Raw genomic sequence first — 24,944 nt, forward strand, 5'->3', positions numbered from 1 at the left:
GGGGAGCGGGAGCAGGGGGTCCACGGGGCGCGGCGGGGCTCCCCGCCCACCGCGCCCCGACGGGCTACAGGTCGATGCCCACGATGTCCTCCGGCCGCACCGGTGCGTGCGTCAGCGGACGCCCCGTCGCCGCGCGCACCGCGGCGACGACCGCCGGGGTCGACGACAGCGTCGGCGGCTCGCCGGCGCCCCGCAGCCCGTACGGCGCGTGCGGGTCCGGATGCTCCAGGACCTCGATCCGCATCGGGGGCGTGTCCAGGATCGTCGGGATCAGGTAGTCGGTGAACGACGGATTGCGGATCACGCCGTCCTCCACCAGGATCTCCTCCATCAGCGCCAGGCCCAGGCCCTGGGCGGACCCGCCCTGGATCTGCCCGGCCAGCTGCTGAGGGTGCATCACCTTGCCGACGTCCTGCACCGCGTCCAGGGCCACCACCTTCACCAGGCCCAGGTCCACGTCCACGTCCACCACGGCGCGGTGGACGCACATCCCGAACTGGGTGTGCGAGGCGCCCTGGCCCAGCAGCGGGTCGAGCATCTCGGTGGGCCGGTGGTGGAACTCACGGGTCTCCTCGACCACCACACCGCCCTGCGCCGCCTCGCCCAGCAGGTCCGCCAGCGACACCAGCGCTCCGGCCGTCGCCGACACCACCTTGCCGCCGGCCAGGGCCAGGTCGGTGTCGGGCAGGTCGCCGGGCACCAGCCCGCGCTCGCGGGCCAGGGCGAACACGGCGGCGCGCACCGACGCGCACGCCGTCCTGACGGCGCCGCCCGTCATGTACGTCTGGCGAGAGGCGGAGGAGGAGCCCGCCGAGCCCACCTGGGTGTCGGAGGGGTGGATGACGACCTTCTCCACGCCCAGCTCGGTCCGGGCGATCTGCCCCTTGACCGTCACCAGCCCCTGGCCGACCTCGGCCGCGGCGGTGTGCACCATCACCACGGGCTCGCCCGCCACGACCTCCAGCCGCACCCGGGCGGTGGAGTAGTCGTCGAAGCCCTCGGAGAAGCACAGGTTCTTCAGCCCCACGCCGTAGCCGACGCCGCGCACCACGCCCTCGCCGCGGGTGGTCCCCGCCACCCCGCCGGGCAGGGTGCGCAGGTCGCCGGGGTCGGGCAGCGCCCCGCGCTCGGGCGGCATCGGCAGGTCGCGGCAGCGCTGCAGCATCTCCGCCATGGGCAGCGGCATGTCGATCTCCTGGCCCGTGATGATCCGCGAGCCCTGCGACAACGCGTTCTTGATCCGCAGGTCCACCGGGTGCATCCCCAGCTCGGCCGCGAGCCTGTCCATCTGCGACTCGTAGGCGAAGCACGCCTGCACCGCGCCGAACCCCCGCATCGCGCCGCACGGCGGGTTGTTCGTGTACACGCCGTAGGCGTCGACCAGCACGTTGGGCACCTCGTAGGGGCCGATGCCCAGCGAGGACGCCACACCCACCACCGCGGGAGTCGCCGACGCGTACGCGCCGCCGTCCACGACCACCTCGGCCGTGGCGTACAGCAGCCTGCCGTCGGACGAGGCGCCGTGCTCGTAGCGCATCTTCGCCGGGTGCCGGTGCACGTGCCCGTAGAAGGACTCCTCGCGGTTGTACACGAACTTGACCGGCCTGCCGGTGCGCAGCGCCAGCAGGCAGGCGTGGATCTGCATCGACAGGTCCTCGCGCGCGCCGAACGCACCGCCCACGCCCGCCAGGGTCAGCCGCACCTTGTCCTGCGGCAGCCCCAGGGCGGGGGCGATCTGGCGCTGGTCCACGTGCAGCCACTGGGTGGCCACGTACAGGTCCACCCCGCCGTCCTCCGCCGGAACGGCCATCCCCGACTCCGGGCCCAGGAAGGCCTGGTCCTGCATGCCCACCTCGTACTCGGAGGACACCACCACGGCGGCCTCCGACCGCAGCCTCTCCAGCACCGCGCCCTCGCGGGCGGCCGACCCGGCGGCCTCGGCGAACGCGCCCGTGCGGATCGGCTGGTGGCGCAGCCGGTTGCCGCGCTGGTTGAACTCGGGGTGCTCGGGCAGCGACCCCGCCTCGTGCACCGGCGGGCAGTCCGGGTCCATCGCCGCGCGCCGGGAGTCGGTGACCGGCTCCAGCACCGCGTAGTCCACCCGGATGCGCTCCATGGCGCGCCGGGCCGTCTCCGGGTGGTCGGCGGCGACCACCGCCACCGGCTCCCCCTTGTAGCGCACCTTGCCGAAGGCCAGCACCGGCTGGTCCTGGAACTCCAGCCCGTAGCGCTTCTCGCCGGGCACGTCCTCGTGCGTGAGCACCGCGTGCACACCCGGCACCTCCAGGGCCCCGGTGACGTCGATGCCGCGGATCTCGGCGTGCGGGTGGGGACTGCGCAGGGTCGCCCCCCACAGCATGTCCTCCATCCACATGTCCGAGGAGTACGCGAACTCACCGGTCACCTTCAGCGTCCCGTCGGGACGCCGCGGGCTCGCGCCCACCCCGTCCTTCGTGGTGCTGGTCAGGCCGGTCACGGTACGGGTCGTCGCCGCCATCAGCGGTTCACCTCCTGTGTCAGTGCGCGGTGCGCGGCCCGGCCGCGCGCGGCGGCCGTCTCGGCGGACAGGGTGCGGAGCTCGCCGCGGTCGACGACGGTGCTCCCGCCGACCCAGAGCCGCTCCAGCGGCGGGGTGGGGCCGAAGACCGCCGCCACCACCGGGTCGGCGACGACGTCGTAGCCGAACCCGTCCACCCGCCACAGCGCGATGTCGGCGAGCTTGCCGACCGTCAGCGAGCCCAGCTCCGCGTCGCGGCCCAGCACCCGGGCACCGCCCAGGGTGGCCATCTCCAGGGCCTGGCGCGCGCTGAGCGCCTGCGGGCCCTTGCGGGCCCGGGCCATCAGCAGGGCCTGGTGCATCTCCCCCGCCAGGGGCGTCAGCTCACTGGAGGCGGGGCCGTCCACGCCCAGCCCGACCCGCACGCCCGCCTCCAGCAGCTCGGTGACCCGGCAGATCCCCGCGCCCAGGCGGGCGTTGGAGGTGGGACAGTGCGCGATGCCGGTGCCCGTCGCGGCGATCCTCGCGATCGCCGCGTCGGACAGGTGCACGGCGTGCGCGAACCACACGTCCTCGCCCAGCCAGCCCAGCTTCTCCGCGTACTCCACGGGGGTGCACCCGAACTCGGCCAGGCACTGCTCCTCCTCGTCGAGGGTCTCCGCCAGGTGGGTGTGCATCCGCACCCCCCTGTCCCTGGCCAGCGCCGCGCCCTCCACCATCAGCTCCCGCGAGACGGAGAACGGCGAGCAGGGGGCCACGGCCACCCGCGTCATCGCGTCGTCGGCGCGGTCGTGGTAGGCGTCGATGGCCGCGGCGGTCCCGGCCAGCGCCCCCTCCAGCGTCTCGACGACGCCGTCCGGGGGCAGTCCGCCCTGGCTCCGGCCCCGGTCCATCGACCCCCGGGCCAGGTCCAGGCGCACCCCCACCTCGCGGGCGGCCTCCACCTCGGCGGCCACGATGTCCCCGCGCCCCGAGGGGTGGATGTAGTGGTGGTCGGAGGCGGTCGTGCACCCGGACAGGGCCAGGTGGGCCAGCCCGGCCGAGGTCGTCCCCGAGACCACGGCGGCGTCCAGGCGGCCCCAGATCTCGTAGGACCCCACCAGCCACTCGAAGAGCGTGCCGTCGGCGAACAGCCCCTGCGTCGCCCACTGGTAGAGGTGGTTGTGCGTGTTCACCAAGCCCGGCGTGGCCAGGCACCCGCGCCCGTCCACGCGCTCGGCGCCCGGGGCCGCCGGGGCCGGGCCCGCGCCCACGGCGGTGATCCTCCCGTCGCGCACCACCACGTGGCCGTCGGCGTACTCCGCCCCGTCGACGGTGACCACGTGCGCGCCCTCCACGACCACGGCCCGGCCGGTCCCCGCCACGGTGTCCGCCGCGCTCATGCCCCGCCCCCGGTTCCCGCGTGGCGCTCGGCCGCCAGGTGCACCGCGTCGATGATCTTCTCGTACCCGGTGCACCTGCACAGGTTGCCCGCCAGCGCCTCCCGGATCTCGGCGTCGTCCGGAGCGGGCAGGCCCGCCCCCACGGTCCGCTCCAGCAGGTCGTCGGTCTGGACGAGGAGTCCCGGCGTGCAGAAGCCGCACTGGACCGCCCCCGCCTCGACGAACGCGTCCTGCACCGTGCCCAGCTCGCGTTCGGGGCCCTTGCCCGACCCCTGCGCCAGGCCCTCCACGGTACGCACGCGGCGCCCCTCGGCCTGCCCGGCGGCGATCATGCACGAGCACGCCGTCACGCCGTCGAAGTACACCGTGCACGAACCGCACTCGCCCTGCTCGCAGGCGTTCTTGCTGCCCGGCAGGCCCAACCGCTCACGCAGCACGTACAGCAGGCTCTCGCCCGGCCACACGTTGTCGGCGGTCACGTCCTCGCCGTTGACGTTGAAACTCACGCGCATCGCGTGACTTCCTTCCTGTAGTCGGTGACGGACCAGCTCAGAGCGCGGCGCGCCATCACCGAGAGCGCGTGCCTGCGGTACCCGGCGCTGCCCCGCTGGTCGTCGATGGGACGGGAGGCCGCGGCCACCAGCTCCCCGAAACGGCGCACGGCCGCCTCCGAGAGCGGTGCGCCGCCCTCCCAGTCGAACTCCCCGGCCAGGAACTCCTCCGCCGCCTCGGCCCGCAGCGGTGTGGGGCCGGCCGAGCCCAGGCCGGTGCCCACGGTCCTGCGCTCCGCGTCCAGCGCCAGGGAGAAGGAGGTCACCGCGATGACCATCGCGTTGCGCGTGCCGATCTTGGCGAACTGCTGGGGCCCCGACGGCTCGGGCAGCAGGACCGCCGTGATCAGCTCGTCGTCACGCCTGGCCGTGGTCCGGAACGACAGGTAGAACTCCCGGGCGGGCACCCGGCGCCTGCCCCGCACCGACGCCAGTTCGATCACGGCGTCGGTGGCGAGCAGCGGCGGGTGCGCCTCCCCCGCGGGGGAGGCGCCGCCCAGGTTGCCCCCCACGGTGCCGCGGTTGCGGATCTGCGGGGAGGCCACCGAGCGGGAGGCCTTGGCCAGTGCCGGCGCCGCCGCCGACAGGTGCTCGATGATCCGGGTGTAGGGCACACCCGCGCCGAGGCGTGTGCAGCCGTCCTCGGCGCCCCACTCGGCCAGTTCGGGGATCCGGGTCAGGTCGATCAGGGCGGCCGGGCGCCGCTTGTCGAAGTTGAGTTCCACCATGACGTCGGTGCCGCCCATGATGGGCAGCCCGTCGGGATGGGCGCTCTTCGCTTCGAGCGCCTCCTCCAGTGTGGAGGGGCTCAGGAATTCCATGCTGGTCCTCGTCGTCGGGGTTCGGTCAGGTCGTCGGCGGGCGCGCAACCCCTGCTCGGTCCGTTGCTGTTGTGAAGTACAACACCGATACACGGGCCCGGCCAGAACGTGATGACATGAAGTGATCCTGGAACGAACCGTTAGGGTTGGGCGTTTCCTACAAGCGGCGTTTCCGAAAAACCTTCCCACCGCCGCCCACCGGTCTCGGGCGAGCACCCGCCCGCACAAGCACAGAAGGACGTCAATGCAGATCAGTGAGCTGCTCGCCATCAAGCGGCTGCACCTGAGGTTCCTGTCGGGAGCGGAGCACGCGCACCGCACCCTGCGGTGGGCGTACACCACCGATCTGCTCGACCCGGCCCGCTACCTGCGCGGCGGGGAGTTCGTCCTCACGGGCATGATGTGGCGTACCCGCCCCCAGGACTCGGAGGCCTTCGTGTCCTCCGTGGCCGGGGCCGGCGCCGTCGCCCTGGGGGCCGGCACCGCCCTGGGCGAGGTCCCCGACGACCTGGTGGAGGCCTGCCTGGCCCACGACCTGCCCCTGGTCGAGGTCCCGGCGGAGACGTCCTTCGGCGCGGTCACCGAGGAGGTGCTGCGCTCCCTCACCCAGCGCCGCTTCACCACCATCGCCGAGACCCGCGACCGCCACCGCCGGCTGATGGCCGACGTCGCCGCCGGGGCCGACTTCTCCGACGCGTTCACCGCCGCCACCGCGCAGGAGGGGCGGACCGCCTGGGTGATCTCCTCCACCGGGCGCCACGTCGCCTCCTCGGGGGCGCCGCTGCCGGAGGCCGACCGCGAGTGGATCGCCGCCAAGGCGCTCACCTGGCAGAACTTCCCGCACACCACGCGCCTGCCGGAGGAGGGGGGCCGCGTCCTGACCGTGGTCCCCGTCCAGACCAAGGAGTCCCACCCCCTCGCCACCTGGCTGATGGTCTGCGCCGGCGACCACACCGCCTGGACCGACGAGGAGCACGAGGCGGTCGCCGAGCTCGCCTCCGTCGCGGGCCTCGCCCGCAGCCGCGCCGACGAACGCGCGCTGGCCGACGCGCGCCACCTGGAGGGGCTGCCGCGCCTGCTGGCCGCACAGCGCTTCGACGAGGTCACCGAGCTGATGCGCGGAACCGGGACGGCCACGGGCGCCGACGAGGGGGGCCACGTCGTCGTGAGCGCCGTCATGCTGCCCGAGCCCCGCGTGCCCGACCTGCCCCGGCGGGTGGTCACCGAGCTCGTCGCCGACCACCCCGGCGCCGTCGTCACCGGGGACGCCGACACCCTCGCGATCCTCCCGGTGGCCGGAGCGGGGACCGACGCCCGCGCGCGGGCCGAGGAGATCCGCGCCCGACTCCTCCACCGCGCCCGGGTGCTGGACGGAGGCCTGCTCGACCACCGCCTCGCCATCGGTCTCAGCTCGGCCGCCCGGGGCATCCCCGAGCTGCGCGGCGCCGCCGTGGAGGCGCGCCACGCCCGGCGGCTGGCCGAGCTCCGGGGCGGGCGGTCCCGCGTGATCGCCGGGGCCGAGATCGACTCCCACGAGCTCCTGCTCGCCTCGGTCCCCGAGGAGGTCCAGGCCTCCTACCGGGAGCGCCTCCTGGGGCCGCTGCTCGCCTACGACCGCGACCACCGCTCCGAGCTGGTGGACACCCTGGAGCGCTTCCTCGCCCACTCCGGCTCATGGCAGCGCTGCGCCGCCGCCATGCACGTCCACGTCAACACCCTGCGGTACCGGATCGGACGGGTGGAGGAACTGACCGGGCGGGACCTGAGCAGCCTGGAGCACAGAGTGGACCTGTTCCTCGCCCTCAAGCTCCGCGACTGAGGGGACGGCGCCGGATGTCGCCGGCGACCGCTAGGGTCCTCGCGATGAGTACCGACCCTTCCTCTCCAGAGACCACGGACGCGGACCTGTCCGACTCCGACCTGCGCGACGTCCTGGCCGACGCCGTATCCGCCCCGCGCGTGTTCACCAGGTGCGACCTCTCCGGCGCCGACCTGAGGGACACCGACCTGACCGATGCCGTCTTCGCCGACTGCCGCATGGACGGCGCCCGGTTCGAGCGCGCCGTCCTGGACGGCGCGAGGTTCACGGGGGGAGGGGCGCCCGGGGCTCTCTTCGCCGGGGCGGAGTGCGCCGACACCCGCTTCGAGAGGATGGACCTCGCCAACACCCGCTGGCAGGGCGCGCTGCTCACCGACACGGTGTTCACCGGGTGCCGGCTCACCGGCGCGGGGCTGACCTCGCTGCGGGGGATCGGCTACACGTTCTCCCAGTGCAACATGATGCTGGCCCGCTGCAAGGGGCTCTCGCTGCGCGGCCGCACGCTGGAGGGCCTGCGCCTGGACGAGGCCGACCTGGCGAGCGCCGACCTGCGGGAGACCGTGTGGAAGGAGTCGCGCCTGCGCGGCGCCAACCTGGTCAACGCCAGGTTCGCGGGCGCGGACCTGCGCGGGGCCGACCTGGGCGAGCTCGGCCTGGACCAGGCGGGGTACCTGCGGGGGGCCAACATCAGTCCTGCCCAGGCCGGCCTCATCCTCGGCGCCCTCGGCATCACCGTCGTGGAGTAGGAGCCCTTCGGGCCGGGCCGTCGCGCACCTCGCGGACGGCCCGGCCCTTTTCCGTCCCCGTCGGCCTTCGATCTGACGGGACTTGCCTAAAGGCTTTAGGGAGAAGTAGAGTACTTCAAGGCGAACGGAGAAGGCATGATGGCACGCGCGGGACTGACCCCGGAGCGCCTCGCCCGGGAGGGCGCGGAGATGGCCGACGAGGTCGGCTTCGAGAACGTGACCGCCTCGGCGCTGGCCAGGCGGTTCGACGTCAAGGTCGCAAGCCTGTACTCGCACGTGCGCAGCTCCCGGGACCTGAGGACCCGGATCGCGCTGCTCGCCCTGGAGGAGATGGCCGACCGGGCCTCCGAGGCCGTGGCGGGCCGGGCGGGAAAGGACGCCCTCGGCGCTCTCGCGAACGTCTACCGCGACTACGCCCGCGAGCATCCCGGCCGCTACGAGGCGGCCCAGCTCAGACTCGACCCGGAGACGGCGGCCGCCAGCGCCGGCGTCAGGCACGCCCGGACGACCCGGGCGATCCTGCGCGGCTACGAGCTGGACGAACCGGACCAGACCCACGCGGTCCGCCTGCTGGGCAGCGTCTTCCACGGCTACGTGACCCTGGAGATGGGGGGAGGGTTCAGCCACAGCGCCCCCGACACCCAGGAGACCTGGTCGCGGACCATCGACGCCCTCGACGCTCTGCTGCGCAACTGGCCCGCGGCCTGACCTGCGGCGGACACCCGCTCGCCCCTCGCGCACGGTGCCGGTGCCCAGTTCCGGCACCGGTTCAGGTGAGCTGTCGCCTCGGCGCCGTCCCGCCGTGCCCGGGCGCCGGACCGGCCCACCACGCACACACGACCACCACAGGAGGCCGCCACCATGCACGCCCAGGACGACTGGACCACCACGACCGTCACACCGGAGCTCCTGCGCGGAGCCCTCGACCTGGAGCGCACCGAACGCGGACTGCTCCCGCACAGGCTCCCCGCCCGGGCCCGGGCCCAGTGCGCCGACCCGCAGCTCGCCATGGCGGAGTCCCAGCCCTCCGGGGTGCGCCTGGCCTTCCGCACGCGGGCCACCGCCGTCGAACTCGACACGGTGCCCACCAGACGCGTCTACCCGGGAGCGCCGCCCCGCCCCGCCGGGGTGTACGACCTGCTCGTCGACGGCCGCCTCACCGACCAGGCCGTCGCGACCGGAGGTGACACCCTGCGCGTCGACCTGGCGACCGGCGCCGTGGAGCACAGCCGGGGTCCCGCGGCCACACTCCGCTTCGCCGGCCTGCCCGACCGGGACAAGGACGTCGAGATCTGGCTCCCGCACAACGAGACCACCGAGGTCGTCGCCCTGCGGGCCGACGCCCCGATCGCGCCCCTGCCGGACCGTGGGCGCCGGGTGTGGCTGCACCACGGCAGTTCCGTCAGCCACGGCTCCGACGCGGCGAGCCCCACCACCACCTGGCCCGCGCTGGCCGCATCGCTCGGCGGCGTGGACCTGGTCAACCTCGGCCTGGGCGGCGGCGCCCTGCTCGACCCCTTCACCGCCCGCGCCATGCGCGACACCGACGCCGACCTGATCAGCGTCAAGATCGGCCTCAACCTGGTCAACGGCGACCTGATGCGCCTGCGCGCCTTCGGCCCCGCGGTGCACGGTTTCCTCGACACGATCCGCGAGGGCCACCCCGAGGCGCCGCTGCTGGTCGTCTCGCCGATCCACTGCGCCATCCACGAGGACACCCCCGGGCCCTGCGGTTTCGACGCCGAGGCCCTCCGGGCGGGTGAGCTGCGGTTCCGGGCCAACGGGGACCCGGCCGAGCGGGCCGAGGGCAAGCTGACGCTCACCGTGGTCCGGGAGGAGCTGGCGCGGATCGTACGGCAGCGGGCGGTCGAGGACCCGAACCTGCACTACCTGGACGGCCTGGTCCTCTACGGCGGGGCGGACGCCGACGAACTGCCCCTGCCCGACCGGCTCCATCCGGACGCCGCCACGCACCGGCGCATCGGGGAGCGCTTCGCCGGGTTCGCCTTCGGGGAAGGGGGCCCGCTCTCCGGGAAAGCGGCCTGAGGGCCCCTCCCGCTGGTTCCGCGTGGCCCGGCGGGCGGTGCCCGCGCCGGACGGCGGACTCGCGTCGCCGGTGAGCGCGCTTAGCACACCGGTCGGCTCCAGGGGTGGATTCGGTGTGATTGGCCGGGTCGGGACAGTCCTGTTACGCAAAGTGAACCAGTGGATACGTTTGTCCCGGCGGTGGTCGTCGGCCGGTTCGGCTCACCGGCCCGGCCGAGCACCGCCACCGGCAGCGCACTGGTACAGGAAGAGGTTGTATGGCCAACGAGATCAGGTTCGGCGACCGGATCCACCTGCTGAACGGCTACAACGGCTGGCACGGCGGTTACCTCGACAGCATCAACCACCGCCCGGCCCCCGCCAAGTACGGGGTGCAGACCGCGGACACCCCCACCCGCGGGGCGGGAACCGGGACCTGGGAGATCCTCTCGCCCGAGGGCAAGGCCACCGGTGCGAACGTCCTCAGCGGTGACGTCGTCTGGCTGCGCAACCTCTACGGCGGCGACGGCGGCTACCTCGACACCAACGGCCACGCCAGCAGCACCCAGAAGTCGGCCGGCGCCAAGTACGACGTGTCGACCTCCCAGAGCCGGGACCGCGCCGAGGGTACCGGGCGGTGGCGGATCTTCGCGCAGACCTCCACCCCCACCGACCAGCACGTGCGCACCGGTGACGTGCTCCTGATCTGGAACCTCTACGCCGGCAACGGCGGCTTCCTGGAGACCAACCAGCACTCCACCGAGGGCGACAAGTACGACGTGTGCACCAACGCCTACTTCAACCGCGCCGCGGACGTCGCCTACTGGAAGGCGTCGCGGGCCTGACCGCGGGGACGGGCCGGTAGCGCTCCCGCGCGGAGGGCGCACCCGTCACGGGGGTGGAACGAGGACACCCCCGCCATAGCGCGCCCGTGCGGAGGGCGTACCCCGGTACCCCGGACCGGCGCGGTGGCGGGGGAGTGCGGGGACCTCCCCGGCCCCCCCCGGGCACGGCTCCGCGCACGCACGCCCCCGGCGCTCCTGCCGGGGGCGTGCGTTCCACCTTCAGGCCCGCCGACGCCCCCGGAGGAGCCCGTGGAGGTGCGCCCCCGGGGCCCGCTCCCACCTCCGCCGGCTCGCGGGTGTCAGGACCCGGTCGCGGGCCGCTCCGTCGAGTGCCCGGCGGAGGAGGGCCGGGGGGGCGGCCCCGGCGTGCACGCCGCCTTCCTCGGCGACTTGCGTGAATCTACGAGGTAAAGGTGGCCGTTCCTCTTTTTTCCGAAACTGGCCCAGAACTCGCCCAGGCACCTGACGCCACCGCATTCCTCACGTATTCCCCGAAGGCCCGTGGCTCGCGTCCCAGAACCCGCTGGACCCCCTCCGACAGGTGCGCGTCCTTGCCGCGCAGGATGGGGGAGACCGTCGTCGCCAGCGCCTCGGCGTCCTCGGCCCCCACCCCCTGGCCGACGAGCTCCGCGACGAACTCCTCCGGTGGGAGCGCGACGTACTCCACCGTCCGTCCGGTGGCCGTGGAGATCTCCGCCGCCACCTCCGCCAGGGTCAGGGCGCGGGGTCCCGACAGTTCGTGGATCAGACCCGCGTGTCCCGTCCCGGTGAGGGCGGCGACGGCCACGTCCGCGATGTCCTCCGCGTCGACGAAACTCGCCGCGCCGTCCCCGGCGGGCAGCCCGATCCTGCCGGAGCCGACCATGTCGGCGAGGAAGCCCTCGTCGAAGTTCTGGGAGAACCATCCCGGCCGGAGGATCGTCCACTCCAGGCCGCTGGAGCGGACGGCCTCCTCGGCGTCCACGAGCGTGCTGCCCGCCAGGGCGTCTCCGGGCAGGTAGTCGGGGTCGTCGATCCCCCGGCCGGAGAGGAGCACGAGCCTGCGCAGTCCTGCGGCCTCGGCCTGCTCGACGAAGGGCCGTACGACCGGTGCGGGGTCGAAGGGGACCACGTAGGCCGTCTCCACGCCCTCCAGGGCAGGGCCCCACGTGGTGCGGTCGTTCCAGTCGAAGGGCCATGCCCCGGAGCGTGACGCCGCGCGCACCTCGTGTCCGGCTGCGCGCAGCCGCGCCGCCACCCTCCGGCCCGTCTTGCCCGTGGCGCCGACCACCAGGACCGGTCGCCGGGCCGTGCTTCGCGCGGTGTTCCGTGTGTCTGTCATGCCCTGAGTCAACCGGAGGAGAGTGAGACGATCCATGGTTGAAAGCCTCACTCAGATGTCTTCGCGTCTAAGGTGGGGGCATGGATGCTCTCGCTGACCTGTTGGACGGAGTCCGGGCCCGGGGGCCCTGTTCAGCCAGTCGATCATGGCCCCTCCCTGGGCCGTGCGCTTCGAGAACCGGTCGCCGTTGAGCGTGGCCACCATGGTGCGCGGGCGTGGCTGGGTCGTTCCGGCGCACGGCGAACCGGTCGTGCTCGGCACCGGTGACGTCGCGATCGTGCGCGGTCCCGATCCGTACACCGTGGCGGACCGTCCGGACACCCGGCCCACCTGCCTGGTGCACGGCGCCGACCTCTGCACGACCCCCGAGGGGGAGGAGTTCGACGAGGGGGCCCTGCTCGGGCCGCGCACCTACGGGGACCGCCCCGACGCCCCGGACCGGTTGCTCGGGGCCTCGTACGAGGTCGGGGGAGAGGTCGGCCGGCGCCTGCTCTCCGCCCTCCCCGAGGTGCTGGTGGTGCCGGCGGACGACTGCCACCGCCCTGTCACCTCCATGATCGCCGAGGAGGTCGTCTGCCGGGCGCCCGGGCAGCAGGTGGTCCTGGACCGCCTGCTGGACCTGCTGCTCATCTCCACCCTGCGTGCCTGGTTCGACCGCCCCGGCACCCGGGCGCCCTCCTGGTACGCCGCCATGGGCGATCCTGTGGTGGGCCGGGCCCTGCGGCTGCTCCACGACGCCCCGGCGCGCCCGTGGACGGTCGCCGCCCTGGCGGACGGCTGCGGGGTCTCCCGGGCCTCGCTGGCGCGCCGGTTCACGTCGTTGGTCGGGGAGCCGCCCATGGCGTACCTGACCGGTTGGCGTATCGCCAGGGCGGCCGACCTGCTGCGCGGAGGGGACGCCACGGTCGCCTCGATCGCCCGGAGCGTGGGCTACGCGAACACGTTCGCGCTGAGCGTGGCGTTCAAGCGCCTGCGCGGTGTGAGTCCCACCGAGTACCGCCGGGCGCTCGTCGCCGCCTGAGCGGTTCGCCGGTCCCGGGTGCGGACGTGTCGGCCGGGAGGGGCCGGGGCACGCCCGCCGGGCGGCGGGCCCTGCCGCCGCCCCGCGGGCGCCTCACCCGGTCAGGGCGTCGGCGACGGCCCTGGTGGCGCCGAACCGTGTGCGTTTTCCCTCCTCCATCTGCCAGAGGCAGTCCTCCAGGGCGCGGACGAGGGTCCAGGCGCGGGCGCGGTCCCGGTCGATGCCTGCGGCGCCGGTCAGCCGGTCGAACCTGCGGCGTACGGAGGCGGGGGCGCCGCCGGGGGCCGCCTCCTCGGCGAACCTGTTGCGGAGCGCGGGCATCAGCTCGTATCCGGGGTCGCCGACGAGCGGTTTGGGGTCGATGGCGACCCAGGGGTCGGGGCGTGTGCCGGGCAGGGGGGCGAGGACGTTGGCGTAGTGCAGGTCCCAGTGCAGGAGCCGGTCGCCGGGTTCGGCGGCCATCTCCCGGGCGACCGCCGTCCATCGGGCCAGGGAGCTGCGTGCGCGGTTGTCGATCCGCTCGTCGGTCAGGAAGGGTCGGACGCGTTCCACCAGGGACCGGGTCATGGTTGCGAGCCTGCGTACCCCGGTCGGTCCGGGGTGGGCGCCGAGCCGGGCGAGGAGTTCGCCGACGGTGGTGAGGGCCTGGTCCAGGGGCGCGTGTTCGAGGGTGCGGGTGGGGTCGAGGGCTTCGAGGAGCAGGGCGCCGGTGTCCGGGTCGTGGTCCAGGAGGCGGACGGCTCCGTCTCCCGCCCAGGCGCGCAGGGCCCGGGGTTCGCCCTCGGTCTCTTCGTCGACGGGTTGCATCTTGAGTACGGCGGGGGTGCCGTCGGCGCGCCGCACGGGGACCACGAGGGCGACCATGCCGTGCATGGGAGTGCCCGTGGGGTGCAGGTTCCACCGTCGGAGCAGGTGTGCGGTCAGTGCGGGCAGGCAGGAGGTCCACTCGGTGCCGAACTCGCGGTCCAGGAGCGGCGCCAGGGTCTCGGGGACCCTGATGGGGTGTGGTGGGGGTGTTGTCTCGTGCACGGGTTCCTTCTCTTCTTCGTCGTCGGTTCCGGCGGTGACGGAGAAGGGCGGGGGGCCACGGGTCTAAGGCATGCCGAACACCTCACGGCTCGTCGGCGGTCACGGACGGCACGACCCTACCGGCGCCGTCCGTGCGGCGCTTCCCATTGGGGGGTGTCCGGCGGGGCGCCGGCCGGGTTCTCACCGGGGGCGGGTGAGGGTTCCGCCTCCGTAGACCAGTGACCAGGGGCGTTCCCCGTGGGGGTCGGCGAGGGCGCTGCGGGGGTGTTCGGCGAGTACCCGTGCGGCCACCTCGGCGAAGGCGGGGGCGGCCGGGTGGGCGTCCCGGGCGGGGCGTACCGCCTCCGTGCTCCGGAGCAGGGGTGCGCCCTCCAACGGGCGCCAGGCCAGGCGGGGCTCCCGTGCGGCCACCCGTGCGCTCTCCAGTCCCACGCCCAGGCCTGCCAGGACCAGGCCCAGCAGGAATCCCGCGTCGCCGGCCTCCCGGACCCTGGGAGGCGTCCATCCGTGTTCCCGGCACACGGACAGGACGCGCTCGAACCAGGCGGGGTCCGAGCGGCGCGCGGACAGGACGAGTTCGCGGTCGGCCAGGTCGGCGAGGGCGACGGGGGCGGAGTGCGGTGGCGCCTCGGCCCGGGGGAGCACCGCGCCCAGCTCCTCCCGGAGCACCGGTTCGCCGAGCAGGCCGGAGCCCTCGAAGGGTGTGGTGAGGAGGCCGGTGTCGACGGTGCCCTCGCCCAGGGCGCGCACGAGTTCGGCGCCGGTCATCTCGCACAGGTCGACGTCCAGTCCGGGGGCGTGTTCGGCCATGCCCCGGAGGAGGCCGCGCAGTGCCGTCGCCGGGGTGCCGGGTCGTACAGCGGCCCGGAGGGTGCCGAGTTCGCCGTCGCGTGTGCGGCGCATGGTCTCCCTGAGCCGGGCCTCGCCCGCGACGAGGTCGCGGGCCTGGGAGACCAGGAGGCGTCCGGCGGGGGTGAGGGAGACCCGGCGGCGTGACCGGTCGAAGAGGGTGACGCCCAGTTCCTCCTCCAGCCGGCGCACCGATTGGCTCAGGGCCGGCTGGGCGATGCCCAGCTCGACCGCCGCCTCGCCGAAGTGGCCTTCGCGTGCCACGACCAGGAAGTACCGCAGGTGTCGTCCGAGATCCACGGCCAGACACTAGCGGAAGGGGTTGTAGCGTGAGCGCCGTGACCACCACCGACGCCCCTGCCGTGCGCGTGCACGTTCGCGAGGTCGACGGGACCCGTGAGTGGGGGCGCCTCGCGGACGTCCCCGTCGTGCTGGCCTCCGTCGCCAAGGTCCTCATCGTCCTGGAGTTCGCCCGTCAGGCCGGGGCGGGGATCCTGGATCCGGCCGAGCGGGTCGTGGCGCGGCGCGCGGACCGCCTGGGCGGGTCGGGCATCGCGGACTTCGCCGACGACGTCGAGTTGTCCCTGCGCGACTGCGCCCACCTGGCGATGACCGTCAGCGACAACACGGCGGCCGACCTGCTCGTGGACCGGGTGGGCGTGGAGCCCGTCCAGCTGCTGGCGGCCGAGCTGGGGCTGGGTTCCACCCGTTTCACGGGCGGTCCCCGGGACCTGTTGCGGATCCTGTTGGAGGAGGGCGGGCCGGGGGGTGCGGGTTCCGCGGTCCTGCCGGCCGGTGTGCTGGGGCGCGTCACGTCCGGCACGCCGGCGGATCTGACGCGGCTCCTGCGGCTGGTGTGGACGGACGGGGCCGCGCAGCCGGAGGCGTGCGCGTTCGTCCGCGATCTCATGGCGCGCCAGCTCGTGCGTACGCGGATCGCGTCGGGGTTCGGTCCGGGGGTGCGGGTGAGTGCCAAGTCCGGCACGCTGCCGGGGCTTCGTGCGGAGGCGGGCGTGGTGGAGTACCCGGACGGTGCGCGCTATGCCGTGGCGGTGTGCGCGGTCGGCCCCGACCCGGGGAGGACGGGGCTGGAGGCGGACCTGGCGCTGGGGCGTGCGGCGCGCGGTGCGGTGGAGCGGCTGCGCCGGGTTTCCGGGCTGCCCGCGGCGGGGCGGACCGGGGTGGACCGGGGCCGATAGGCGAACGCCTATGGTCGGGTGCCGCCTGCTTATTGGACGCCTGTTCGGAGCCCGTGTTTGGCTGTGCGCCGTTCGGTCCACCGGGGCCGGGCTCGGGAGCGGGTGGAAGAGGTGACCGGCGCATGGCGATCGGACGACGGGGTTTCCTACGGGGTGCGGTGGCGGCGGGGGCGCTCACGCCCTTGCTGTCGGGGGCGGCGGGTGCGGTTGCGGGGGCGCCGTCGGAGTCCTCGGGCGGGGGGTCGGGTGCGACGTTCCGGTGGCTGGGGACCAGTGGTTGGCGCATCGATGTCCCGGGGCGGGCGCCGATTCTGGTGGATCCGTTCCTCACCCGGTTCTCCACCGGCCTGTTCGACCCCGAGCGGGGGTTCGACGCCGCGACGGAGCTGGTCGTGGACCCGGTGCTCGTGGACGAGCACACCGCCGACCTCGGTGAGGACGGCGTCGTCCTGGTGACCCACAGCCACTGGGACCACTTCTCCGACGTCCCCCACATCGCGACCACGACGGGGGCGCGGGTCGTGGGGACCCTGACGACGTACCACCTGGCCCGGGCGATGGGGGTTCCCGCGGGCCAGGTGTCCACGGTGCGGGGCGGGGAGGTCCTGGACTTCGGCGGGTGCGTGGTGGAGGTCGTCCGGGCGCTGCACAGCCGCAACGCCTCCAGGTCGGTGCTCTTCCCCGGGGTGCGCGTCGGTGTCCCCGAGGCCCCGGTCACGGTCGCGGACCTGCCGGAGGGCGACACCCTCGCCTTCCAGGTGCGGCCGGGGTCGGGGCCGTCGGTGTTCTTGATGGGGGCGAGCGACTTCGCGGAGCGGGAGGTGGCGGGGCTGGCGCCGGACGTGGCGATGGTCGCGCTGCCGTCGACCTCCAGTACGCACGAGTACGTGCCGCGGCTCATCGAGGCGCTGGACAGGCCGGCCACGGTCGTGCCCGTGCACTGGGACCACTTCGAGCGGGAGCTGGTGAACCCGCCCCTGGACGGGACGGGGGAGGGGATGGGTGTGGAGGAGTTCACGGCGGAGGTGTTGCGGGTCGCTCCGCGGACGCGGGTCGTGGTTCCCGAATACCTGGTCCCTTTGAGTTTTTGAGCCGTGTCCTGTGGCCCGGGGGCGTGCGAGGGGTCGTCCGGCCCGGTCGGGCCCCTGTCCGGCGTCGTTCCAGTGCCTGCGCCATGCCTGCCAGGGCGGGTTTGGGCCGGTAGGAGCCGTCGAAGGGCAGGGCCGCGGTGTAGCCGGGGAACCACTCGGGGATCCAGGAGTGCTGGTCGCTGACGCCCCACACCGTGACGTTGACGCACCGGGGCACGTCCAGGCAGGCCTGGACCACCCGCCGGTACTCCCGGGCCTGTTCCTCCAGCTGTTCCTGTCCGGCCGGTTCGGGTATGCGCACGTCGAGTTCGCTGACGGTGACGTCCAGGCCGAGGTCGCTGTAGCGGCGCATCTGCTCGGTGAGGTCCTCGGGGACGGAGCCGTGGACGAAGTGTCCCTGGAAGCCGATGCCGTGCAGCGGCACGCCGCGGTCCAGCAGGTCGGTCACCAGGGTGTGGAGGGCGTCGGCCTTGGGGCCGGCGCCCTCGATGCCGAACTCGTTGATGTAGAGCCTGGCCCCGGGGTCGGCCTCGTGGGCCATGCGCAGCGCCTCGGCGATGTAGTCCTCGCCCAGGACCCGGTGCCACAGGTTGTCCCGCAGCCGGGGGCCGTCGTCGACGAGGGGTTCGTTGATGACGTCCCAGGTGGTGATCCTGCCCCGGTAGCGGCCCAGCAGCGCGTCCGTGTGCTCGCGCATCACCTCGCGCAGCTCCGTGCCGGTCCAGGTCCCCTCGGACAGCCAGGGCGGCTGCTGGTTGTGCCAGAGCAGGGTGTGGCCGCGCACGTCGAGGCCGTGGCGTCGGGCGAAGTCCACCACCGCGTCGGGGCCGCTCCAGTCGAACTCGTCCCGCTCGGGCTGCACGTACTCCCACTTCATGGTGTTCTCCGCGGTGACGGAGGTGTAGTTGGAGGTGACCACGTCCTGGTAGCCGCCGTCGCGGGCCAGCGGGTCCACGGCCACGGCCACCCCCAGGCCGATGCCGTGCGAGCGGGCCAGCGCGGGGAGTTCGCCGACCGGCGCCCGGTCGGGCAGGGCGAGGAGCAGGGTCGCGGTGACCGTGAGGACCGCCGCGCCCAGGGCGCCGGCGGTCAGCAGCGCGCCCCTTGCCCGGGTGGGGGCCCGGCGGGCGCCGGGGGCCGTGTCGTGCCTGTGGTCCGCCGGTGTGCCGTGTTCCTCGGGTTCTCGCGGGCTCGGTTCCACCGGGGTTCCTCTCGCTGGGCCTGTGTGCCGGTGGGGCACGCCGGGGTCGGGTCGCGCGTGTCGTGCGGGGGCTCCTCCTCAGGGGGTGCCGGTGGTGACGGGGAACCGGGAGAGGGAGCGTACGACGGTGGTGCCGCGGCGGGTGGGGACGGCGGTGGGCCGCAGGCGCGGGAGCCGTTCGGCGAGGGCTCGCAGGGCGATCTCGCCCTCGAGGCGGGCCAGCGGGGCTCCCAGGCAGTAGTGGGCGCCGCTGGAGAAGGAGAGGTGGTCGGAGGCGTCCTCGCGGGTGATGTCGAACCGGTCGGGGTCCTCGAAGCGGTCCGGGTCGCGGTTGGCGGACCCGATCAGGCACAGTGCGTAGTCGCCCGGTTGCAGTCGCCTGCCCTGTACGGTCGACTCGGTGTGCGCCCATCTGGTGGTCATCTGCACCGGTGAGTCGAAGCGCAGGACCTCTTCCACGGCCCCCGGCGCCAGGCCGGGGTCCCGCACCAGCCGTTCCCACTGTTCGCGGTGGCGCAGCAGGGCCATGACCCCGTTCCCGATCAGGTTGACCGTGGTCTCGAACCCGGCGACCAGCAGCAGGCGGCACATCGCGCGCAGTGCGGCGGGGGTGAGCGCGCCGTCGTCGGCCTCGGCGACCAGGGCGGAGATCACGTCCTCGCGGGGGTGGGTGCGCCGTTCGGCCATGAGCCGGTCGAAGAGGGCGTCCAGTTCGGCCGAGGCCTTGTCGATCCGGCGCAGGTGGCCCGCCGAGCGGGCGCCGTCCAGGGCGCCGCCGATGGTGTGGCCGATCTGGACGAACCGGGCGTCGTCGGACTCGGGGATGCCCAGGAGGCGGCTGATCACCGCGATCGGCAGGGGTTGGGCGAAGTCGCGCATGAGGTCGAAGTCGCGCCGGGCGGTCGCCGTGTCGAGGAGTTCGTGGGTGATCTTCTCGATCTCGGTGCGGTACCCGGCCATGCGGCTCGGGCTGAAGGCGGGGCGGGCGAGGGCGCGCAGACGGGTGTGCTCGGGCGGGTCGAGCATGAGGAAGGACAGGTCGATGATGTCGAACTGTCCGGGGAGGGCGGCCCCGGCGGGCGGTTGCACGCCGAAGTCCCGGCTGCGCAGGAGGGTGCTCACCGCCTCGTAGGTGTTGGCGGAGCGGAAGCCGAGCTTGCTGGTGGTGAAGGGGCCCTGGGAGCGCATCCGCCGGTAGGTCGGGTAGGGGTTGTCGCGCCAGGGGTGGTGCAGGAGGCGGCTGGGGTGGTCGCCCGTCTGCGCGGACAGCCATGACAGGCTGTGGGCCGCGCGCAGCCGGGCGTCGATGCGCAGTGCGTCGATGGTCTGCATGGCCGTGTGGTCCTCTCCTCGGTGCTCCGGCGTTCCCGGCCCGGGCGGGCGGGCCCGTCCTCGCACGCAGTGCGGCGGGGGAGCGGCTGTCGGGTGGCGGGCCGGGGTTGCTGTGCCGTTCCGAGGGGGCCGGGCCGGAGGGCGCGTACCCGGTCCCCCGTTCCCCCGCGGGCGCGGCGGGGGCCGCCGTGGCGGTCCTGTGCCGGGCCGGACGCCGTCCCCGGGCCGGCGTCCGCGGCGTCCTCCGTGCGAGTGGGGGTGATGTGGACGACACTAGGTGTGACGTGAGGGCCGCAGCCACTGCGTGCGGCAACTTGGCCGGTGGCGGCCAGGGGGGAACTTCGCGGTCGGCCGGGGCGTTTCCGGCGGGGTCCGGCGAACGGCGGACACGCGCCCCCGCTTCCGGGAGGGAGGGGTGCCGTGTCGGCCGAACCCCCTAGACTGGGCCCCTTCCCGCGCGGACGCGGGGGTCGGTCCGCGGTCGGCGCGCCACCCGCCGTTGGCTACGATCGCGGGGGTCCCGGGAGCGCAGTCGCGGGACGACAGTCGCGGCAGAGTCGGAGGATGAGGACGTTGGGTCCCCTAGAGAACACTGACCCCGAACGCATTGGCCGGTACCGGCTGATCGGGCGCCTGGGCGCCGGCGGCATGGGGCAGGTGTTCTTCGGACGCTCGGCCGCCGGCCGGGCCGTCGCGGTCAAGCGCATCCATCCGCACCTGGCCGCGGACGCCTCCTTCCGCCAGCGCTTCGCGCGCGAGGTCACCGCGGCCCGCCAGGTGAGCGGGGCGTTCACCGCCCCGGTGATCGACGCGGGTCCCGACGACGAGGTGCCGTGGCTGGTCACCTCCTACGTTCCCTCGCTGCCCCTGGACGAGGCGGTGCAGGCGTACGGGCCGCTCCCGGAGGCGAGTGTGCGGGTGCTCGCCGCGGGGCTCGCCGAGGCGCTCGTGGAGATCCACCGGGTCGGCCTGATCCACCGCGACCTGAAGCCGGGCAACGTGCTGCTGTCCGAGGACGGGCCGCGGGTGATCGACTTCGGCATCGCCCGTGCCACGGACGGCACGGCCGCCACCCAGTCCATCATCGGGACCCCGGGGTTCATGAGCCCCGAGCAGGTGCAGGGGGAGCACCTGACGCCCGCCGGCGACCTGTTCGCCTACGGCGCCGTCCTGGCCTTCGCGGCGTCGGGCACCGGGCCCTTCGGCGAGGGCAACATGCCCACCATGGTCATGCGCATCATCAGCCGGGAGCCCGACCTGTCGGCGGTGCCCGAGAGCCTGCGCCACCTGGTCGCCGCCTGCCTGTCCAAGGACCCGCAGGGGCGGCCCGGGCCGGGCGAGATCCTCGACTACCTGGGCGATGTGCACGCCGGGGCGTCCTGGCTGCCCCCGGCGGTGATGGCGGGTGTGCAGGAGCAGGTGGCCAAGGTCAACCGGGCGCTGGCGACCTCGGCGGGGGACCCGCAGGCCACCGGCGGCCACCAGCGCACGGAGGTGCTCGGCGCCGGCGGCGCGGCCGCCCTGGGCGGCGCGGCCGGGGCCCTGGGGGGAGCCGCCGCGGCGGGGGCGTTCGGCGACGACCAGGCCACCCGGGTCGCGGGCACGCAGGGCGCCGGCCACGGGGCGGGTTCCGCGCCGGGCGGGTACCAGCCCACGGCGCAGTTCCCGCCCACGCAGCAGCAGCCCGGACAGACGGCCTCCCCGTACGGGCAGGGGGCCACGTCCCAGTACCAGCAGGGGCAGGCGTACGGCGACCAGGGCGCGGACGACCCCTACGCCGACCTGTACGGCGGGCCCCGCGGCGGGCGTGCCGACACCGGCGCCCACCAGCGGCGCCAGGAGGAGGAGCGCCGCCGGCAGCAGGAGGAGCAGCGCCGCCTGGCCGCGGAGCAGCAGCGCCAGCAGGAGGAGCAGCGGCGCCGCATGGAGGAGCAGAGGATCGAGGAGCGCCGCCGGCAGGAGGCCGAGCGCGTGCACCGCGACCGCCTGCGCGCGGAGCAGGACGCGGCCCGCAGGGCGCAGTCCGAGGCGCGCCGGGCCGACCAGCCCGGCCTGTGGGGTTTCGTCAAGCTCCTGCCGCTGCTGATCCTGCCGCTGATCCAGATCCCGCTGGGGTACGGTGCGGCCCTGGCGTGGGCGTGGTTCACGACCGAGACGGATGTGTGGACCGGTTCGGCCTACTACTTCGAGCCGCTGTCGATGGACGGGTTCTGGCACGCGACGATGCTGGGCTACTTCCTCCTCAACAACCTGGTGTCGCTGGAGTTCCTGGTGCGTTCGCTGCGCACCTCGTTCGTCACGGGGGCTGTGCTCGCCCTGGGCGTCGTCGCGGCGACCAACGGCCTGCTGTACAGCTTCGGTTTCTGGGGCTGACCCAGGAGGGCGCCCCCGAGGGGCCCGGGCCGACCGGGGGCGCCGTGCCGGTGGGAGCGGAGAGGGTCCTCGGGCCTGCTCCGCTCCGCCCGGAGGTGGGCGCCCGGGGGCGCCGGTCCGGCCGGGCGGCCGCCCGGGGAGGGGGCGGGGCGGTCCCCGTCGGCGGGGCGGCCCCGGCCATGTCCCCGGGCCCCTCGTGCACGGGGTCGCGCCACCCCGTGCGGTGCGCGTCGGCGGGCCTCGCCGGACACGGTTCCGAATACTTTCCTGAGGGTGCGAACACACTGACCTTTGCGCACTCCGGCGTTCGCGGCGGTGGGCTCGCGCGGAGGCGGTCCCGGGTGCCCGGGCGGTGGTCGGCGCACGTCAGGGGCGCCCGGTCCGTGCGAGGACGGACGGGGTTCCGCAAGGGCCTGTAGCTCAGCGTGTCCGGTTCGATCCGTACCGCGAAAATTCTTCTCCAGGACCCGTTGTGGGCCTGTGTCGTTCCTGTTAACTTGCACCGTGCAAGGCCATGGGAGCGTTCCCAAAATGAATGCCCGTTCATGGTGCTCACGAAAGCCCTGATACGCCCCCGCCCCCGTCGGGGCGGCGCAGCCGATTCCTCGGCGGGCGCCGCCATCGTGCGAGGAAAAGGGGCGGTCGGGGCAGCCCTGCCGGGGCCCTCGCCGGGTCCACCCGGAACGGGCAGGGCGAGGAGCCGCCGGGAGGCCGGGCGGACAGGCCCGCAGACGGAAAGGAAGACCCCCCGTGAAGACTGTGACCAAGGCGGGCGCGATCGCCGCGGCCGGCACCCTCGCAGGTGCGCTGGCCGTGTCGCTCGCCCCGCAGCCCGCCGCCGCCCACGGCGCGTTCACCTACCCCGCCAGCCGCACCTACGCCTGCTACGTCGACGGACTGGAGGGCGGCGCGGGCGGCAACGTCGAGCCGACCAACCCCGCCTGCGCCGACGCCCTGGCCGAGGGCGGCTCGTACCCGTTCTGGAACTGGTTCGGCAACCTCATCAGCGACGCCGACGGCCGCCACCAGGAGGTCGTGGCCGACGGCGAGCTGTGCGGGCCCACGCCCGCCTTCTCCGCGTTCAACGCGGCGCGCACCGACTGGCCGACCACCGGCCTGCCCTCGGGGCAGACGGTCGAGTTCCACCACAACGCCTGGGCCCCGCACCCGGGCACGTTCTTCACCTACGTCACCGAGGAGGGGTGGGACCCCGGCTCCCCGCTCGCCTGGGACGACCTGGAGCTCATCGACGAGGTGACCGACCCGCCGCTGCGCCAGGGCGGCGTCCAGGGCGCCGAGTACTACTGGGACGTCGACCTGCCCGAGCGGCAGGGCCAGCACATCGTGTACGTGGTGTGGGAGCGCTCGGACAGCCCCGAGGCGTTCTACAACTGCTCGGACGTCGTCTTCGGGTGATCCGCAGCCCCGGCCGCGCCGTTCCCCCGCGCGGGGGCAACGGCGCGGCCGGCCGACGTGCCCGCGTCCGCCGCCGAACGCCTCTAGGGGTGTGGCAGGCCGGTGTAGTTCTCCGCCAGCTGGGTCGAGGCGGCCCGGGAGGAGGCCAGGTACTCCAGGTGCGAGAGCTGGAGGCGGTGGTCGAAGGCGTCGCCCGAGGTGTGCAGCAGCGTGGTCATCCAGTAGGAGAAGTGCTCGGCCCGCCACACGCGGCGCAGCGCCGCGGCCGAGTAGTTCTCCAGCGCCCCCGTCCCCCCGTGCGTGTACCGGGCGCGCAGGCCCTCCGCGAGCAGCGCCACGTCGTGCAGCGCCAGGTTGAGCCCCTTGGCCCCGGTGGGCGGCACGATGTGCGCGGCGTCCCCGGCCAGGTAGAGGCGCCCGTGGCTCATCGGCTCGGTGACCAGGCTGCGCATGGGGGTCAGGCCCTTGGAGGTGAGCGGTCCGCGTCGCAGTTCCCAGCCGGGCACGGCCATGCGCTCGGCCAGCTCCTCCCACACCCGCTCCTCCGGCCAGTCGTCGGGGTCGGTGCCGTTGGGCACCTGGAGGTAGAGGCGGCTCACCTCCTCCGAGCGCATGCTGTGCAGGGCGAAGCCGCGTTCGTGGCGGGCGTAGACCAGCTCCTCGCACGAGGGCGGCACGTCGGCCAGCACGCCCAGCCAGCTGAAGGGGTAGAGGCGCTCGAAGGTGCGGACGACGCCCTCGGGCAGGCTGCGCCTCCCGATCCCGTGGAAGCCGTCGCAGGCCGCCACGTAGTCGCACTCCAGCACCTCCTCCCGGCCCTCCAGGGTGTGGCGTACGCGGGGGCTGTCGGTCTCGATCCCCTCGATCGCGGTGGCCCGGGCCCCGAAGAGGACCTGTCCTCCGTCGGCCAGGCGCCGGGCGGTCAGGTCCTTGACGATCTCGGTCTGTGCCCAGATCTCGACGCTGCGCCCGCACAGGTCGGAGAAGTCCACGCGGTGGGATCGGCCGTCGAAGCGCAGTTCGATGCCGTCGTGGGTGATGCCCTCGCGGTCCATGCGCTCGCCGAGACCGCTGTGGCGGAGGAGGCGGGCGACGCCGTGTTCCACGACGCCCGCGCGCTGGCGGGCCTCGACGTAGGCGCGGTCCCGCGTTTCCAGCACCACCGACTCGATGCCGGCCAGGTGCAGCAGGTGGGAGAGCAGGAGGCCGGCGGGCCCTGCTCCGATGATGCCGACGCGTGTGCGCATCAGGTGTCCCCTCGTCGGTCGGGCGTGGCGCCCGGGTGCCACAGAAGTTCCTTATGCGAACACATATTCACATGACGAACGAGCAGGAGGGGCGGTGGGCCCCGTCCGGCGGCGCGGATCCCGGAGCTTCCCGCCCGGGCGCGGCCGTCCCGCCGTCGGCGTCCATGGCGTCGAAATGC

19 protein-coding genes and 1 pseudogene are annotated in these 24,944 nt (G+C 74.1%); 10 read left to right on the forward strand and 10 right to left on the reverse strand.

Going from position 1 to position 24,944, the window contains the following annotated elements; translation table 11 throughout:
- Positions 1 to 64: 64 nt before the first annotated feature.
- From pucD to ACFQBR_RS03440, 4 genes are read right to left on the reverse strand one after another with little or no spacing between them, the layout of a single operon-like run.
- Entirely contained in the window at positions 65 to 2,497 is a 2,433-nt protein-coding gene (gene pucD, locus ACFQBR_RS03425) for a xanthine dehydrogenase subunit D (RefSeq protein ID WP_344176094.1), read from the reverse strand.
- On the reverse strand, positions 2,497 to 3,879 hold the full coding sequence (locus ACFQBR_RS03430) for an 8-oxoguanine deaminase (RefSeq protein WP_344176096.1): 1,383 nt from the start codon (positions 3,877 to 3,879) through the stop codon (positions 2,497 to 2,499). Before ACFQBR_RS03430 ends, pucD begins: the two co-directional genes overlap by 1 nt.
- Positions 3,876 to 4,391, reverse strand: a complete 516-nt coding sequence (locus ACFQBR_RS03435; RefSeq protein ID WP_267944533.1) for a (2Fe-2S)-binding protein — start codon at positions 4,389 to 4,391, stop codon at positions 3,876 to 3,878. Before ACFQBR_RS03435 ends, ACFQBR_RS03430 begins: the two co-directional genes overlap by 4 nt.
- Positions 4,382 to 5,251, reverse strand: a complete 870-nt coding sequence (locus ACFQBR_RS03440) for an FAD binding domain-containing protein (RefSeq protein WP_344176100.1) — start codon at positions 5,249 to 5,251, stop codon at positions 4,382 to 4,384. Before ACFQBR_RS03440 ends, ACFQBR_RS03435 begins: the two co-directional genes overlap by 10 nt.
- Before the next feature lie 244 nt (positions 5,252 to 5,495).
- Between ACFQBR_RS03440 and ACFQBR_RS03445 the strand changes: the two genes are divergently transcribed.
- The 5 genes from ACFQBR_RS03445 (at position 5,496) to ACFQBR_RS03465 (ending at position 10,686) form a co-directional block, all read left to right on the forward strand.
- A complete protein-coding gene (locus ACFQBR_RS03445) occupies positions 5,496 to 7,070 on the forward strand; it encodes a PucR family transcriptional regulator (protein WP_344176102.1) in 1,575 nt (524 codons plus the stop codon).
- 44 nt (positions 7,071 to 7,114) lie between these two features.
- Positions 7,115 to 7,816 (forward strand): pentapeptide repeat-containing protein, encoded by a 702-nt coding sequence (locus ACFQBR_RS03450; RefSeq protein ID WP_344176104.1) that lies wholly within the window; start codon positions 7,115 to 7,117, stop codon positions 7,814 to 7,816.
- A 138-nt stretch (positions 7,817 to 7,954) separates the two neighbouring features.
- Complete coding sequence (locus ACFQBR_RS03455) at positions 7,955 to 8,524, forward strand: TetR/AcrR family transcriptional regulator (RefSeq protein ID WP_267944529.1); 570 nt, start codon at positions 7,955 to 7,957, stop codon at positions 8,522 to 8,524.
- Positions 8,525 to 8,677: 153 nt separating this feature from the next.
- Complete coding sequence (locus ACFQBR_RS03460; RefSeq protein ID WP_344176106.1) at positions 8,678 to 9,862, forward strand: GDSL-type esterase/lipase family protein; 1,185 nt, start codon at positions 8,678 to 8,680, stop codon at positions 9,860 to 9,862.
- A 257-nt stretch (positions 9,863 to 10,119) separates the two neighbouring features.
- Entirely contained in the window at positions 10,120 to 10,686 is a 567-nt protein-coding gene (locus tag ACFQBR_RS03465) for a hypothetical protein (protein ID WP_344176108.1), read from the forward strand.
- 400 nt (positions 10,687 to 11,086) lie between these two features.
- Here the strand turns inward: ACFQBR_RS03465 and ACFQBR_RS03470 are convergent, their stop codons facing one another.
- Positions 11,087 to 12,007 (reverse strand): NAD(P)H-binding protein, encoded by a 921-nt coding sequence (locus ACFQBR_RS03470; RefSeq protein ID WP_344176110.1) that lies wholly within the window; start codon positions 12,005 to 12,007, stop codon positions 11,087 to 11,089.
- Positions 12,008 to 12,087: 80 nt separating this feature from the next.
- Between ACFQBR_RS03470 and ACFQBR_RS03475 the strand changes: the two are divergent.
- Positions 12,088 to 13,028: pseudogene (locus ACFQBR_RS03475) on the forward strand (AraC family transcriptional regulator).
- A 93-nt stretch (positions 13,029 to 13,121) separates the two neighbouring features.
- On the opposite strand, the gene ACFQBR_RS03480 reads toward ACFQBR_RS03475, so the two are convergent.
- Positions 13,122 to 14,057 (reverse strand): aminoglycoside phosphotransferase family protein, encoded by a 936-nt coding sequence (locus ACFQBR_RS03480; RefSeq protein WP_344176115.1) that lies wholly within the window; start codon positions 14,055 to 14,057, stop codon positions 13,122 to 13,124.
- A 180-nt stretch (positions 14,058 to 14,237) separates the two neighbouring features.
- The gene (locus tag ACFQBR_RS03485) at positions 14,238 to 15,206 is read right to left on the reverse strand and encodes a LysR family transcriptional regulator (protein WP_344176117.1); all 969 of its coding nucleotides are present in this window, start codon (positions 15,204 to 15,206) and stop codon (positions 14,238 to 14,240) included.
- Positions 15,207 to 15,244: 38 nt separating this feature from the next.
- Here ACFQBR_RS03485 and ACFQBR_RS03490 point away from each other — a divergent pair, with 38 nt between their 5' ends.
- Positions 15,245 to 16,105, forward strand: a complete 861-nt coding sequence (locus ACFQBR_RS03490; protein WP_267944522.1) for a serine hydrolase — start codon at positions 15,245 to 15,247, stop codon at positions 16,103 to 16,105.
- Between the two features lie 122 nt (positions 16,106 to 16,227).
- Complete coding sequence (locus tag ACFQBR_RS03495; RefSeq protein ID WP_267944521.1) at positions 16,228 to 17,196, forward strand: MBL fold metallo-hydrolase; 969 nt, start codon at positions 16,228 to 16,230, stop codon at positions 17,194 to 17,196.
- On the opposite strand, the gene ACFQBR_RS03500 is transcribed toward ACFQBR_RS03495, so the two are convergent.
- Positions 17,120 to 18,292, reverse strand: coding sequence for an endo-1,4-beta-xylanase (locus tag ACFQBR_RS03500; protein ID WP_378552249.1), 1,173 nt, complete (start codon positions 18,290 to 18,292; stop codon positions 17,120 to 17,122). The genes ACFQBR_RS03495 and ACFQBR_RS03500 overlap by 77 nt on opposite strands.
- Before the next feature lie 183 nt (positions 18,293 to 18,475).
- Entirely contained in the window at positions 18,476 to 19,729 is a 1,254-nt protein-coding gene (locus tag ACFQBR_RS03505; protein ID WP_344176120.1) for a cytochrome P450, read from the reverse strand.
- A gap of 564 nt (positions 19,730 to 20,293) precedes the next feature.
- Between ACFQBR_RS03505 and ACFQBR_RS03510 the strand changes: the two genes are divergently transcribed.
- Both ACFQBR_RS03510 and ACFQBR_RS03515 read left to right on the forward strand, forming a co-directional pair.
- A complete protein-coding gene (locus tag ACFQBR_RS03510; protein WP_355011848.1) occupies positions 20,294 to 22,102 on the forward strand; it encodes a serine/threonine protein kinase in 1,809 nt (602 codons plus the stop codon).
- A 750-nt stretch (positions 22,103 to 22,852) separates the two neighbouring features.
- A complete protein-coding gene (locus ACFQBR_RS03515) occupies positions 22,853 to 23,518 on the forward strand; it encodes a lytic polysaccharide monooxygenase auxiliary activity family 9 protein (protein WP_330160490.1) in 666 nt (221 codons plus the stop codon).
- A gap of 83 nt (positions 23,519 to 23,601) precedes the next feature.
- Here ACFQBR_RS03515 and ACFQBR_RS03520 read toward each other — a convergent pair whose 3' ends face one another.
- Complete coding sequence (locus tag ACFQBR_RS03520) at positions 23,602 to 24,765, reverse strand: 4-hydroxybenzoate 3-monooxygenase (protein WP_344176125.1); 1,164 nt, start codon at positions 24,763 to 24,765, stop codon at positions 23,602 to 23,604.
- Between the last annotated feature and the right edge of the window lie 179 nt (positions 24,766 to 24,944).

It is taken from the genome of Nocardiopsis tropica (genome assembly GCF_042660575.1).
GTDB classification, from domain to species: domain Bacteria; phylum Actinomycetota; class Actinomycetes; order Streptosporangiales; family Streptosporangiaceae; genus Nocardiopsis; species Nocardiopsis tropica.

Coding starts and splice junctions, on each gene's coding strand:
- ACFQBR_RS03450 (WP_344176104.1), top strand. CDS start 7,115: ATGAGTACCGACCCTTCCTCTCCAGAGACCACGGACGCGGACCTGTCC.
- pucD (WP_344176094.1), bottom strand. CDS start 2,497: ATGGCGGCGACGACCCGTACCGTGACCGGCCTGACCAGCACCACGAAG.
- ACFQBR_RS03460 (WP_344176106.1), top strand. CDS start 8,678: ATGCACGCCCAGGACGACTGGACCACCACGACCGTCACACCGGAGCTC.
- ACFQBR_RS03435 (WP_267944533.1), bottom strand. CDS start 4,391: ATGCGCGTGAGTTTCAACGTCAACGGCGAGGACGTGACCGCCGACAAC.
- ACFQBR_RS03455 (WP_267944529.1), top strand. CDS start 7,955: ATGGCACGCGCGGGACTGACCCCGGAGCGCCTCGCCCGGGAGGGCGCG.
- ACFQBR_RS03440 (WP_344176100.1), bottom strand. CDS start 5,251: ATGGAATTCCTGAGCCCCTCCACACTGGAGGAGGCGCTCGAAGCGAAG.
- ACFQBR_RS03445 (WP_344176102.1), top strand. CDS start 5,496: ATGCAGATCAGTGAGCTGCTCGCCATCAAGCGGCTGCACCTGAGGTTC.
- ACFQBR_RS03510 (WP_355011848.1), top strand. CDS start 20,294: ATGAGGACGTTGGGTCCCCTAGAGAACACTGACCCCGAACGCATTGGC.
- ACFQBR_RS03430 (WP_344176096.1), bottom strand. CDS start 3,879: ATGAGCGCGGCGGACACCGTGGCGGGGACCGGCCGGGCCGTGGTCGTG.
- ACFQBR_RS03520 (WP_344176125.1), bottom strand. CDS start 24,765: ATGCGCACACGCGTCGGCATCATCGGAGCAGGGCCCGCCGGCCTCCTG.
- ACFQBR_RS03470 (WP_344176110.1), bottom strand. CDS start 12,007: ATGACAGACACACGGAACACCGCGCGAAGCACGGCCCGGCGACCGGTC.
- ACFQBR_RS03495 (WP_267944521.1), top strand. CDS start 16,228: ATGGCGATCGGACGACGGGGTTTCCTACGGGGTGCGGTGGCGGCGGGG.
- ACFQBR_RS03465 (WP_344176108.1), top strand. CDS start 10,120: ATGGCCAACGAGATCAGGTTCGGCGACCGGATCCACCTGCTGAACGGC.
- ACFQBR_RS03505 (WP_344176120.1), bottom strand. CDS start 19,729: ATGCAGACCATCGACGCACTGCGCATCGACGCCCGGCTGCGCGCGGCC.